The sequence below is a fragment of the Bordetella sp. FB-8 genome (assembly GCF_000382185.1).
Taxonomy (GTDB): domain Bacteria; phylum Pseudomonadota; class Gammaproteobacteria; order Burkholderiales; family Burkholderiaceae_B; genus Bordetella.
Genome location: NZ_KB907784.1, coordinates 1916361 through 1928648 on the forward strand (window position 1 = coordinate 1916361; position 12288 = coordinate 1928648).

Annotated in this window: 12 protein-coding genes; 1 reads left to right on the top strand and 11 read right to left on the bottom strand. The window is 67.4% G+C overall.

The features are described from left to right. Positions 1 to 3: 3 nt before the first annotated feature. On the bottom strand, positions 4 to 1386 hold the full coding sequence (locus tag H143_RS0109180; protein ID WP_019937944.1) for a phosphomannomutase/phosphoglucomutase: 1383 nt from the start codon (positions 1384 to 1386) through the stop codon (positions 4 to 6). 185 nt (positions 1387 to 1571) lie between these two features. Between H143_RS0109180 and H143_RS0109185 the strand changes: the two genes are divergently transcribed. Next, positions 1572 to 2987, top strand: a complete 1416-nt coding sequence (locus H143_RS0109185) for an FAD-binding oxidoreductase (protein ID WP_019937945.1) — start codon at positions 1572 to 1574, stop codon at positions 2985 to 2987. 25 nt (positions 2988 to 3012) lie between these two features. Here H143_RS0109185 and H143_RS0109190 read toward each other — a convergent pair whose 3' ends face one another. The 10 genes from H143_RS0109190 to H143_RS0109235 all read right to left on the bottom strand — a co-directional run bounded on the left by H143_RS0109190 (position 3013) and on the right by H143_RS0109235 (position 12227). Then, positions 3013 to 4056 (bottom strand): LacI family DNA-binding transcriptional regulator, encoded by a 1044-nt coding sequence (locus H143_RS0109190; protein WP_019937946.1) that lies wholly within the window; start codon positions 4054 to 4056, stop codon positions 3013 to 3015. Further along, positions 4053 to 5012, bottom strand: coding sequence for a D-glycerate dehydrogenase (locus H143_RS0109195; RefSeq protein WP_019937947.1), 960 nt, complete (start codon positions 5010 to 5012; stop codon positions 4053 to 4055). Before H143_RS0109195 ends, H143_RS0109190 begins: the two co-directional genes overlap by 4 nt. A gap of 16 nt (positions 5013 to 5028) precedes the next feature. Beyond that, positions 5029 to 5982, bottom strand: coding sequence for a sugar kinase (locus tag H143_RS0109200; protein WP_019937948.1), 954 nt, complete (start codon positions 5980 to 5982; stop codon positions 5029 to 5031). A 4-nt stretch (positions 5983 to 5986) separates the two neighbouring features. Beyond that, the gene (locus tag H143_RS0109205; protein WP_019937949.1) at positions 5987 to 6793 is read right to left on the bottom strand and encodes a TIM barrel protein; all 807 of its coding nucleotides are present in this window, start codon (positions 6791 to 6793) and stop codon (positions 5987 to 5989) included. 81 nt (positions 6794 to 6874) lie between these two features. Beyond that, complete coding sequence (locus H143_RS0109210) at positions 6875 to 7636, bottom strand: amino acid ABC transporter ATP-binding protein (protein ID WP_019937950.1); 762 nt, start codon at positions 7634 to 7636, stop codon at positions 6875 to 6877. A gap of 27 nt (positions 7637 to 7663) precedes the next feature. Then, entirely contained in the window at positions 7664 to 8458 is a 795-nt protein-coding gene (locus tag H143_RS0109215; protein ID WP_019937951.1) for a transporter substrate-binding domain-containing protein, read from the bottom strand. Positions 8459 to 8501: 43 nt separating this feature from the next. After that, the gene (locus H143_RS0109220) at positions 8502 to 9155 is read right to left on the bottom strand and encodes an amino acid ABC transporter permease (protein WP_019937952.1); all 654 of its coding nucleotides are present in this window, start codon (positions 9153 to 9155) and stop codon (positions 8502 to 8504) included. A gap of 19 nt (positions 9156 to 9174) precedes the next feature. Next, positions 9175 to 9846 carry an amino acid ABC transporter permease gene (locus tag H143_RS0109225; protein WP_019937953.1) on the bottom strand — a complete coding sequence of 224 codons (672 nt, stop codon included), beginning with the start codon at positions 9844 to 9846 and terminating at the stop codon, positions 9175 to 9177. Between the two features lie 109 nt (positions 9847 to 9955). Beyond that, positions 9956 to 11254, bottom strand: coding sequence for a 3-deoxy-D-manno-octulosonic acid transferase (locus H143_RS0109230; RefSeq protein WP_019937954.1), 1299 nt, complete (start codon positions 11252 to 11254; stop codon positions 9956 to 9958). A gap of 82 nt (positions 11255 to 11336) precedes the next feature. Then, positions 11337 to 12227, bottom strand: coding sequence for an NAD(P)-dependent oxidoreductase (locus tag H143_RS0109235; protein ID WP_019937955.1), 891 nt, complete (start codon positions 12225 to 12227; stop codon positions 11337 to 11339). Between the last annotated feature and the right edge of the window lie 61 nt (positions 12228 to 12288).

Here is a 12288-nt window from a genome sequence, read left to right on the forward strand (position 1 = left end):
CGATCAGAAGGGCAGTTTGGCTTGCGGCGCGAGCTTGAGCAGTTCGCGGCGAAATTCGTTTTGGATGCGCGCGAGCGCCGCTTCGCTATCGGCCTCGAAACGCAGCACGATGACCGGCGTGGTGTTGGACGAGCGCGCCAGTCCGAAACCGTCGGCGTATTCGGCGCGCACGCCGTCGATGGTGACCACGCGCTCGGTGCCGGGGAAGTCGCCCTTGGCCTGCAGTTCGCGGATGATGGCGTGCGGCTGGCCTTCTTCCATCTCGATCTTGAGCTCAGGCGTGGAAATGGCCTGCGGCAGTTCTTCGAGCACTTGGGACGGATTGGCGCTGCGCGAGACGATCTCAAGCAGGCGCGCCGCGGTATAGAGGCCGTCGTCGAAGCCGAACCAGCGTTCCTTGAAGAAAATGTGGCCGCTCATTTCACCGGCCAGGGGCGCCCCGGTCTCGGCCAGCTTGGCCTTGACCAGCGAATGGCCGGTCATCCACATCAGCGGTTTGCCGCCGGCCTTCTCGACCGCCAGGCCGACGTGGCGGCTGCACTTGACGTCGTAGATGATGGTGCCCCCGGGCACGCGCGTGAGCACGTCGCGGGCCAGCAGGATGAGCTGGCGGTCGGGCCAGATGATCTGGCCGGACTTGGTGACTACACCCAGGCGGTCGGCATCGCCGTCGAAAGCCAGGCCCAGTTCGCAGTCGGTGGTGGTGACGTGCCTGATCAGGTCTTCCAGGTTGTGCGGCTCGGCCGGGTCGGGGTGATGGTTGGGGAAGTTGCCGTCGACCTCGGTATAGAGCTCATCGATGTCGCAGCCCAAGGCCCGCAGCAGCGCCGGGGCGACCGCGCCGCCCACGCCGTTGCCGCAGTCGATCGCGATCTTCATGCGGCGCGCAAGCTTGACGTCGGAGACGATGCGCTCGATGTATTCGCCCACCAGATCGAGCTTGACGTGCCTGCCAGGCGTGGCGGCGGGCAGGGCAGCGGCCATCTCGCCGGGCAACTGCTTGATCTGGTCGCCATAGAGCGCCTTGCCGTCCAGCATCATCTTGAAGCCGTTGTACTTGGGCGGATTGTGGCTGCCGGTGATGGCCACGCCGGTGCCGGTGCCCTGCGTGAAGGCGGCATAGTAGACCAGCGGCGTGGGCACCATGCCGATGTCCAGCGCGTCGACCCCGCCGGCGGTCAGTCCGTCGGTCAGCGCCTGGGCCAGCGCGGGGCTGCTTAGGCGGCCGTCGTATCCGACCGCCACGGCTTTGATGCCGGCATTGCGGGCGCGGGCGGCCAATGCCAGGCCCAGCGCGCGGGCGAAGTCCGGATTGATCAGATCGGGAACGGTGCCCCGGATGTCGTAGGCCTTGAAGACGGAAGCGGGGAAAGACGTGGTGCTCACGGAAAATCCTTGTGCAATAGCTTGGGGCGGGCGATGGGGCCGGCCCCCGTCGCGATTATCTCTGATTCGGCCGGTGTGGTGGGGGATGGCCATGCCATTGGGAAACAGGGCGTATCCAATCATGGACTCTGGATCGCGGCCGCCTCCTACAATAGGATCATCCTTCCCGATGATGAGTGTCCACCATGACTTTGCTGAACGAATTGCAGTCCCTGCTGGGTGCCGATCATGTGCTGACAGGGGCTGACGCTGCCCCTTTTCTTCTCGACTGGCGGCGGCGCTACCAGGGCTCGGCGCTGGCCGTGGCGCGGCCAGGCAGCACCGACGAGGTGGCGGCCGTAGTGCGCGCCTGCGCGCGCCACGGCGTGCCCCTGGTGCCGCAGGGCGGCAACACCGGCCTGTGCGGCGCCGCCACGCCGGACGAGTCGGGCCGGGCCGTGGTTCTGTCCACGGCTCGGCTGAACCGCGTGCGCGCCATCGATACTGACAACGACACCATCACGGTCGAGGCTGGCTGCGTGCTGCAGGCGGTGCAGGACGCGGCCGAAGACCGGGGTCGCCTTTTTCCCCTGAGCCTGGCGGCCGAGGGCAGTTGCACCATAGGCGGCAACCTGGCCACCAACGCGGGCGGCACGCAGGTACTGCGTTACGGCAACACCCGCGATCTGACGCTGGGACTGGAAGTGGTGACGGCCGAGGGGGAGGTCTGGCACGGCCTGCGCGGCCTGCGCAAGGACAACACCGGCTACGACCTGCGCGACTTGTACGTGGGCAGCGAAGGCACGCTGGGCATCATCACGGCGGCGACGCTCAAGCTCTATCCCTTGCCGGTGGCCACCTGTACGGCGCTGCTGGCCCTGCGCAGCATCGACGCCGCCGTGGAGCTGTTGTCGCGCGCGCGCGCCGGCTTCGGCGCTTCGCTGACAGGCTACGAGTTGATGGCGGGCGATTGCCTGCATCGGGTGACCGAATTGTTCCCGCAGCAGCGCCTGCCCTTCGAGGGCATCTCAGCGCAATCGCCCTGGTATGCCCTGCTCGAGCTGTCTGACAGCGAAAGCGAGGCCCATGCGCGTGAGCGTTTCGAGTCCGTGCTGGGGCAGGCCATCGAGGACGGTGTGGCGAGCGATGCGGCCATTGCCGCCAGCGTCGCGCAGAGCAAGGCCCTGTGGCACCTGCGCGAGAGCATCCCCTTGGCCGAGGCCGAAACAGGCAAGTCGGTCAAGCATGATGTGTCGATTCCCATTTCGCGCATTGCCGATTTCGTGCACCTTACCAATGCCACGCTGCAGGCGGGCTTTCCCGGCATACGCAATGTGATCTTCGGCCACTTGGGCGACGGCAACCTGCACTACAACGTGGCGCGCGGTCCGGGCTTGTCGCAGGACGAGCTTCTGGCGCTACAGCCACGCATCTACGATATGGTGCATGCCAGCGTGCGGGATCACGACGGCTCGATCAGCGCCGAGCACGGCATAGGCCAGCTCAAGCGCGACGAGTTGCCGCGCTATAAGAGTCCCATCGAACTGGCTCTGATGAAACGCATCAAGCGGGCGCTCGACCCGCAGGGATTGTTCAATCCGGGCAAAGTGCTGCAGATGTGACTGGATGCCCGCCGCCGGCCGCCGGTCACGACGAGCCGCGTACCTGCAGCGTGCCGGGCAGTTCGATCTTGCGCGCAGCGCCGCTCCAGCCCTGCAACCGTTCGATCAGGCAGCGTGCCGCGGTCCGGCCCAGCGCGTCGGTGGGCTGGGCTATGGTGCTCAGTCCTGGGCCGATCAGGGCGGCCCATTCTGTTTCGTCGATGCCGATAAAGCCAATCTCCCTGCCCAGAGACCAGCCCAGCGCCTGTACCGCCGACGCGATCCGCAAGGTGGCCACGGCATTGCCTGCCAGTACGGCCGGGCGGCGGTCCTGGGCCTGTGCCCGCAGCGCCAGCAGGCGCTGCATGAGCTGCTCCCGGTTATCCGTCGTGCTTTCCCAGAAGCTGCCACGCATGCCCTGAGGCTTGTCGGTCTGTTGTGCCATGACTGCGATGAACGTGTCGCGGCGCGCGCTGCGCGAACTGACGCCGTTGCAGGGTTCGCTGACCAGCAGCACCTCGTTCCAGCCGCGCGAGTGCAGGTGCTCCAGGGCCTGGGCAACCACGGCGGCGTTGTCCACGGAAACATAGTCGGCGTCCACGCCCTCTTGCGCGCGATCCACCAGGACGATGGGCTTGCCGTATCCGACAGCGCTCTGCCAAAGCTGCACGCGGGTATCCACGCGGTTCAGAATGAGCCCGTCGATCTGATAGTCCGTCAGGGCCTGCAGCGCGTCGCGCTCGCGGCCGGGCTTGTTGCCCAGATTGAACAGCACCAGCAGGTAGCCGGCTTCCTGGCAGGCCTTTTCGGCGCCTTGCAGCACGGCCACGGAGAACGGATTCGTGATGTCCGCCACGGCCAGTCCGATCAGCCGCGAGCGGCCGTGCTTGAGCGCCTGGGCCATGGGGCTGGGGCGGTAGCTCAGCGTCTCGATGGCGTCGCGTACACGTTCGGCGATGTCGGGGGTGAGCAACTGGTGCCGGCCGTTGAGATAGCGCGATACCGTGGCCTTGGATACACCCGCGTGCCGCGCCACGTCGGCGATGGTGGCCCGGCCCGGCGCCACCTGGCCTGAGCGCTGTGTGCTCATAGCGGGTAGGCCGCTGGCGGCGTGGCGCCCGCCAGCAGCGCAAGCAGGTTGTCCACGGCCATCTCGGCCATGGCGCGTCGGGTCTCGTGCGTGGCCGATCCCGCGTGCGGCAGGGGCGTGACGCGCGGGTGCGTGCGTAGCGCCGAATCCAGCGGCAAGGGTTCGGGTTCGAACACGTCCAGTCCCGCGCCGCGCAGATGGCCGCTGTCGAGCGCGCGCAGCAGCGCGTCGGCGTCGACGATGCCGCCGCGCGAACCGTTGATCAGGAAGGCGCCGGGTCGCATCTGCGCCAGCGTGGTGTCATTGATCAGGTGGCGTGTCTGCGGCGTGAGCGGCAGCGTGCTGACAACGATGTCGGCACCGGCCAGCGCCTGGTCCATCGGCACGTGGCGTGCCTTGCCCTGCAGTTCGGGAACCTGCACCGGGCCGGTGTTGGTATAGAGCACCTGCATGGCGAAACCCAGCGCCGCGCGGCGCGCCACGGCCTGGCCGATGCGGCCGAAGCCCAGGATGGCGACGGTCTTGTGGTGCACGTCCCAGCCGAACAGGTCTTGGCCGATGTTCCCGGTCCAGCGGCCCTCGCGCACCAGGCTGGACAGTTCGACCACCCGGCGGCAGGTGGCCAGCATGAGCGTGAAAATGGTGTCGGCCGTCGTCTCGGTCAAGACGCCCGGGGTATGGCACAGCGCGATGCCGCGCGCCTTGAGCGAGGCCAGCGGGTAGTTGTCCACGCCCACCGAGAGGCTGGAAATGATTTCAAGTTGCCTGGCATGGTCGAGCAGCGCGTCGGTGATGGCAAAGCTCGAACCGATCAGCGCCTGCGCCGTGGGCAGGGCGGCCATGAAGGCCGCGCGCTGCTCGGGCTTGCGCGGGTTGGCCACGGTCACTTCGTGCGCCGCCCGCAGGCGCGCCAGCAGGTCATCGGGCAATTCGCGAAATACCAGTATGCGGGACATGGGCGGACGCGCCGGGTCAGTGGCCCGCGGCCTGCAGTTCGGCGCGGCTGGGCAGGCCCTCGGAGTCGCCCCGTACCTGCACCTGGCGCGCACCGATCCAGCAGGCCCGCGCGACGGCCTCGGGCGCGGCCAGGCCGTCGAGCAGGCCGCTGATTACGCCGACGGCAAAAGCGTCGCCCGCGCCCACGGTGTCCACCACTGTCTGGACGGGGCAACCCGGCACGTGGCCGCATCCCAGCTCAGCGTGGTCGTAGTAGGCGCCGTCGGCCCCCAGCTTGACGACGACCAGGCTGGCGCCCAGGTCGCGATAAAAGCGCGCGATGGCTTCGGGGCTCGCTTGGCCGGTGAGCAGCGCGCCTTCGGCCAGCCCTGGCAGCACCCAGTCGGCGCCGGCGGCCAGCGCATTGATTTCGCGGCGCATGGTGGCCTCGTCCGGCCACAGCGTGGGGCGCAGATTGGGGTCGAATGAAATGGTGCTGCCGCTGTCCCGTGCGACCTGCAGCGTGCGCCGTGCCGTGGCCAGCGCCGTCTCGGAGATCGCGGGGAATACGCCGGTGGCATGCAAGTGGCGCGCGCCCGCGAGCCTGGATTCATCGACGTCGGCCGGCGTCATCAGGCTCGCCGCCGAGCCCTTGCGATGGTATTCGATGACCGGGTCGCTGCCGTCGTCCACCTGGCCCTTGAACTGAAAGCCCGTGCGCTGCGCGGCCTGCATCGCCACGCCCTCGCAGTTCACCCCTTCGCCGCACAGGTGGTTGACGAGGTAGCGGCCCATGGAATCGGCGCCCACGCGGCTGAACCAGCGCACGTCAAAGCCCAGGCGCGACAGGCCGACGGCCACATTGATTTCGGCGCCGGCGATGCCCTTGGTGAAGGTTTGCACCCGCTCCAGCGGGCCGGGGCGGTCGGCGATCAGGAGCAGCATGGCTTCGCCGAAGACGGCGATATCGTAGGTTTTTGCGGCGGTCATGGCGTCAGGGTGCAAGAAAAAAGGCCGGGGCCCGGGCGTCGCGCAGAATCCGCAGTTCTCGTTGGACCAGAGCCTGGAGGTCATCGCCGATCAGAGGGTACTCGATGGCGCGCGGCACTGCGGCCGGCAACGCGCGCAGCGTGGCGCGCCAGGGCAGCGCGGATTCTGCCAGCGGCACGGCCACCCATTTGGCGGGCAGGCGCTGCACGCCCTTGGCATGGATGTAGCCGACGCGCTGCGCAAACCGCTGGGCGCACTGCAGCGCGCATTCGCCTTGATAGGCCCAGTTGCCCATGTCGAAGGTCATGGGCAGCGGCAGGCCGGCGGCATCGCCCTGGGCAAAAAAGCGATCGAGCGCCGGCATCGTGCCTGCGTCCGCGGTCTGGTCATTCTCGATCAGCAGCGCGACGCCGGAACCGGCCAGCGTCCGGGCGATAGCCTCGAACCCGTCCGACTGCGCGGCGAAGCGGCCTATCGACATTTTGAGCCGATCGGCCCCGAGCCGGCGGCTGGCCTGGACGCCGTGCTGCAGCGCCGCCAGCGCCAGCGTGCCGTCGGGCGCGTAGAGGGGCCGCGGGCAGGAATAGACCACGCTCATCGATCCATCCTGCGTGGCCTCGCTTGCCCAGGCCGCCAGTTCGGACAGTTCGCCCGCGGCATCGCGCAGCAATTCCTCGCGCACCTCCACGCCGTCGGCGCCGGCCGATTGCGACAGGCGGGCGAACCACAGCTGGCCGCGGCGCAGCACCTGGGCCGCGCCGAACGAGGTCAGCGAGATCAGAGTCTTGGATGCGGAGGCGGACGGGATCATATGCATTGCGGGTTCGCTCTGGGCGTGTCGGACAGGCGCCGCCGGCTGCCGCCCGGCGGGACTGCGCGCCGGCTCGGACGGTCAGGCGTGGTGATTGCTCAGTATCTGGCCCAGGAAAGCCTGCGTCTTGGGGTGCTGCGGATTGCCGAAGAAGTCGCTCGGTGGGCCCTGCTCGATGATCCTGCCGTCGGCCATGAAGAGCACGCGGTCGGCCACGCTGCGGGCAAAGCCCATTTCATGGGTCACGCACAGCATGGTCATGCCGTCCTCGGCCAGGCCGATCATGGTGTCGAGCACCTCCTTGACCATCTCGGGATCCAGCGCCGAGGTGGGCTCGTCGAACAGCATGATCTTGGGCGACATGCACAGCGCCCGCGCGATCGCCACGCGCTGCTGTTGGCCGCCCGAGAGCTGGCTCGGGTACTTGTGCGCCTGGTCGGGAATGCGCACGCGGGTCAGGTATTTCATGGCGCGTTCCTCGGCCTGGGCTTTGGACAGGCCGCGCGAACGCATCGGCGCCAGGGTGCAGTTCTGCAAAATGGTCAGGTGCGGGAACAGGTTGAACTGCTGGAACACCATGCCCACCTCCTGGCGCACGCTGTCCACGTTGCGGCCGCCGGCGGTCAGGTCGATCCCGTCCACGGTGATCCTGCCTTTCTGCACGGCTTCGAGCCGATTGATGCAGCGGATCATCGTGGATTTTCCCGAACCCGACGGCCCGCAGATCACGATGCGCTCGCCAGCGCGGACCTCCAGATTGATGTCGGTCAGCACCTGGAACTTGTCATACCATTTCTCGACGCCTTGCAGGCGGATGATGGGTTCTTGAGCGGGGGTGGTCATGCGGACTCCGGCAGCGGCGAACCAGGGTCAGTCGAGCTTGGGCAGGGGGGCGCCCAGCCACTTCTGATAGAGCTTGTCCAGTTCGCCGTTGGCGGTGTTCTTGGCGATGAGGTCGTTGACGGTCTTGACCAGCGCGTCATCGCCCGGTCGCAGCGCTACCGCCATGTTCTGCTGCAGCAGCCCGAACTTGGTCTCGAACTGGCCGGCCGGCGCGCGCTTGGCGATCTGCGCGGCCACCGTCACCGAGCAGCCGATCGCGTCGACCTGGCCCGACAGGAGCGCCTGCATGGCCGATGCGTCGTCGTCGAAGCGGCGGATCTGGGTGCCTTCGGGCGCGATCTTGGTCACGGCCACATCCTGCGTGGAAGCGCGGGCCACGCCGATGCGCAGGCCCTTGAGGTCGGCCGGCGTCTTCATGTTCAGCTTGGTCAGGCCGTACAGGACGATGGAGGCGGCCGAGTAGGGCTTGGAGAACAGAACCTGCTTGGCGCGCTCGGGCGTGACGGCCAGCGAAGCGACCAGCATGTCCACCTTGCCTGTCAGCAGATAGGGAATGCGGTTCGGGCCGGTCACGGGCACGATGTCGGCCTTCAGGCCCATGTCCTTGGCCAGTAGCTTGGCCACGTCGGCATCGTAGCCGTCGGGCTGGTTGCTGCTGTTCAAGATGCCGTAGGGGGGGAAGTCCACCAGCATGCCGATGGTGACCTTGCCCTTTTTCTTCAGATCGGCCAGCGTCTGGGCCGATGCGAGACCGGGCAGCATGCTGCCGGCGGCCAGGGCGGCCATGCCGAGGGTGAAACTACGTCGATTGATGTTCATCATGCTTGTCTCCTGAGTTTCTAGTCGTGGGGAAAGAACTTTTAAATCAGCGGCTCATTGCCCGGGCGTGGCGTTTTTCCAGGCGCCATGCCAGAAGCGACAATGGCCAGCAGAGAGCGAAATAGATCGCGCCGACCACGCCGAACACGAGCAGCGGCTGGAAGGTGGCGTTGTCGATGATCTGGCCGGCGCGCGTGATCTCGGTAAAGCCGATGATGGCGGCCAGCGACGTGCCCTTGATGATCTGCACCAGGTAGCCCACGGTGGGCGGCACGGCGATCTTGAAGGCCTGCGGCAGGATCACCGAGCGCATGCGCCAGGGATACGACAGCGATAGCGCCTCGGCCGCTTCCCACTGGCCGCGCGGCACGGCCTGGATGCAGCCGCGCCAGATCTCGCCCAGGAAGGCCCCGCTGTTCAAGGTGAGTGCGACGGCGGCGGCGGCCCAGGGGTTGATCTCCAACCCCAGGATCGGCGCGCCGAAGAACACCAGGAACAGCTGCAGCAGCAGCGGCGTGCCCTGAAAGATCTGCGTGAACACGGTGGCGCCACGCGCGAGCGGCGCATTGCCGCCCGTGCGCGCCAGCGCCACCAGTAATCCGACGGCGGTGCCGCCGGCAAAGGCGATGGCCGACAGGGCGATCGTCCATTTTGCCGCTTGTACGATGAACCACAGCTCGGGCCAGCCGAAAGTACGCATCTCTTGTTCCTTGCTGGACTCAGCGGCGGTCGGGGTAGTTCAGGCAGGTCTGGAAGACCAGCTTGAACAGCGCGCTGAAGGCCAGCGACAGCGCCAGATAGATAATGGTCACGACGATATAGACCTCGAAGCTGCGGAATGTCTGGGACTGGATGTTGGCGGCGACCGAGGTCAGGTCGTCGGCCGAGATCACCGAGACTACGGAGGAACTGAGCATCAGCAGGATGAACTGGCTGGTCAGCGCGGGGTAGATCGTCTTGAGGGCGGGCTTGAGGATGACAAAGCGGAAGATTTCCCAGCGCTTGAGGTTCAGCGCCAGGCCGGCTTCGATCTGGCCCTTGGGGATGGATTCGATGCCGGCGCGGATGATCTCGGTGGCGTAGGCACCCAGGTTCACCACCATGGACACCAGCGCGGCCGTGTGCGGTGTCCAGCGCAGGCCGATGGCCGGCAGGGCGAAAAAAAAGAAGAACAACTGCACCAGGAACGGCGTGTTGCGGATCAGTTCGATGTAGGCATTGATCACCAGACGCAGCCAGCCAGGCCCCGAGGTCTTGCCCCATGCGCAGGCAATGGCCACCACCAGGCCGAGCACCGTGGCCGTCAGCGAGAGTTGAATGGTGATCCAGGTGCCGTGCAGCAAATCGGGCCAGGCGGCAAAAACCTGGCCGAACTGAAAGCGGTAGTTCATGGGGATAAAGGTGTATGAAACCGGTTTCAATAGTTTGAATCGTGACTTTTCGATTGTATTTAGGGGAAAACCCAGGGGGTGGGAAATGCTGGCGGAAGGGCCTCGGGCCTCAAGCGTGCGGGGTCGGCGCAAGCCCGAGCATGGGCGCCATGGCATCGAGCACGCGCTGCACGGCGCCCGCGTGGCGGGCCACATAGCGCAGGCCGGCCTGGCTCATGGCTTCGCGCCTATCCGGGTCGCCCAGCAAATCGAAGGCGGCCGTCAGGGCGCTGGCCGCATCCGGCTGGCGCAGCACGGCGCCCGCGGCGATGCCCTCGATCGTGGCCTGCTCGAAATTCTGCGTATGCGGGCCCACGATCACCGGCGTGCCGGTGGCGCAGGCCTCGATCAGGTTCTGCCCGCCATGGGCGATGAAGCTGCCGGCCACGATGGCCGCATCGCTGGCCGCGTAGTAAGAAACCATCTCGCCCATGCTGTCGCCCAGCAGCACTTGCGTGTCCGCGGGCAACGCTTGCGCCGGGTCGATGCGGCTGCGGCGGATCGTCCGCAGGCCGGCCGATTGCAGCAGATCGAATACGCCGTCAAAGCGCTCGGGGTGGCGCGGGATCAGCACGACCAGCGCGTCGGACCCAGGGGCGTGCGCAGCCAGGGCCGCGATGAAGGCGGCCTCCTCGCCATCCTGCGTGCTGGCGATGGCAATGGTCTTGCGATGCCAGGCCTGTTTCCACGCACGGCCGCGCTTGACCTGCGCGGGCGCGACCGCGGCGTCGAATTTGATGTTGCCCGTCACGGACACCGCGCGCGCGCCGGATGCGCGCAGGCGCTGCGCGTCGCCTTCGGTCTGCGCCAGCACCTTGTCCAGGCCGGCATAGGCCTGCCGCAAGGCGCTGCCGCCGTAACGCTGGCCGGCACGGGCCGAGCGCTCCGACAGGCGCGCGCTGACCAGGGCGATGGGCAGGCCGATCTGCCGTGCGGCATGGATCAGGTTGGGCCAGACCTCGCGCTCGATGAGGATGCCGCAGCGCGGCTGCATGGCGGCGTAGAAGCGGCGGCAGGCGGCGGGCAGGTCGTAGGGCAGCCAGCTCTGCCGCAGTTGGCCTTGTTCTATCGCCTGCGCGAAGAGCCGCGCGCCTTCGCGGCGGCCGGTGGCGGTCATATGAGTGAGCAGCACGGGCAGGCCGCGGTCCAGCAGCGCCTTGACGAGCGGCTGCGCGGCGCGGGTCTCGCCCAGGCTCACCGCGTGTACCCAGACGGGCCGCCCTGCGGCCAGCGCGCCAGGCTCGTAGCGGCCGAAGCGCTCGCCCATGTGGGCGCCGTAGAAAGCGTCGCTGCGCGCGCGCAGGCGCACGCGCAGGGCGAGCAGCGGCGCGATGGCATTGACGATACCGGCATAGATCGTGCGATTCATGGCACGGGATTATCGCCCGGCTGGGAGGGATTGCTGCCTGCAGGCGGCGCGGCCCGTCGCATTCGCGCAATCCGCCGGGCCCTCAGGGCTGCCTGACCATGAGGTCAATGATCTCCGGCACCGCGGCCTGTTCCAGTCCGGCCTCGCAGGCCCGCTGGTAGGTGTGCAGGACGCCTAGCGCCGTTTCCCGCGCCGCGCCGATTTCCTCGGCCATCGCGGCGTAATAGCCCATGTCCTTGTTGGCGTTGGCGATGGAGAACCTGAAGCTGGAGGTATCGCGCGACTCGATATAGGGGCGTAGCCTGTCCAGCACCACGCCGCCGCCGCCGCCTGTGGCGAGAATGTCGGTAAAGACCTCGGGCTGGACGCCCGCGCGTTCGGCGCAGGCGGCCGCTTCGGCAAGGACCGCGGAAAAGCCCAGGGACACGTAGTTGTGCAGCAGCTTCATGCGGTGGCCCGCGCCGACGGGGCCGGCGTGCACCACGTTCTCGGCATAGCTCCTTAGCAGCGGCAGGCAGCGGTCAAAGAGTTCCTTGTCGCCGCCTACGATGAGGTTGAGCCGGCCCTGCGCGGCTTCCTTGGGCGTGCGCGTCATGGGGGCGTCCAGGAACAGGCCGCCGGCTTTGTGCACCGCCTCGGCCACCCTGACGGTGGAAGAGGGGATGGCGGTCGAGCAGTCGATGATGATGGTGCCCGGCCTGATGCCCGCCAGCACGCCGTCGGGTTTGAAAAGCACGTCCTCGACCTGGGGCGTGCCGGTCACGCAGAGAATGACGATGTCGGCCTGGCGGGCGAGGTCGGCGGCGCTGGCGCTTAAGGTGGCGCCGGCGGCCAGCAGGTCGTCGACGGGTTGGTTGCCGGGATGGTCCAGCAGCACCAGGGGATAGCCGCCTTTGGTGACGACGTTCAATGCAATGCCGTGGCCCATCATCCCCACGCCTATCATGCCGACCCTCGGCTTGCCTGCGCTCATGCTTGTCTCCATGGATTCGATTCGGTTCGATTCGCGGGGCGCTGCCCCGGCGTTTCCCTCG

Coding starts and splice junctions, on each gene's coding strand:
- H143_RS0109185 (WP_019937945.1), top strand. CDS start 1,572: ATGACTTTGCTGAACGAATTGCAGTCCCTGCTGGGTGCCGATCATGTG.
- H143_RS0109190 (WP_019937946.1), bottom strand. CDS start 4,056: ATGAGCACACAGCGCTCAGGCCAGGTGGCGCCGGGCCGGGCCACCATC.
- H143_RS0109195 (WP_019937947.1), bottom strand. CDS start 5,012: ATGTCCCGCATACTGGTATTTCGCGAATTGCCCGATGACCTGCTGGCG.
- H143_RS0109200 (WP_019937948.1), bottom strand. CDS start 5,982: ATGACCGCCGCAAAAACCTACGATATCGCCGTCTTCGGCGAAGCCATG.
- H143_RS0109205 (WP_019937949.1), bottom strand. CDS start 6,793: ATGATCCCGTCCGCCTCCGCATCCAAGACTCTGATCTCGCTGACCTCG.
- H143_RS0109210 (WP_019937950.1), bottom strand. CDS start 7,636: ATGACCACCCCCGCTCAAGAACCCATCATCCGCCTGCAAGGCGTCGAG.
- H143_RS0109215 (WP_019937951.1), bottom strand. CDS start 8,458: ATGATGAACATCAATCGACGTAGTTTCACCCTCGGCATGGCCGCCCTG.
- H143_RS0109220 (WP_019937952.1), bottom strand. CDS start 9,155: ATGCGTACTTTCGGCTGGCCCGAGCTGTGGTTCATCGTACAAGCGGCA.
- H143_RS0109225 (WP_019937953.1), bottom strand. CDS start 9,846: ATGAACTACCGCTTTCAGTTCGGCCAGGTTTTTGCCGCCTGGCCCGAT.
- H143_RS0109230 (WP_019937954.1), bottom strand. CDS start 11,254: ATGAATCGCACGATCTATGCCGGTATCGTCAATGCCATCGCGCCGCTG.
- H143_RS0109235 (WP_019937955.1), bottom strand. CDS start 12,227: ATGAGCGCAGGCAAGCCGAGGGTCGGCATGATAGGCGTGGGGATGATG.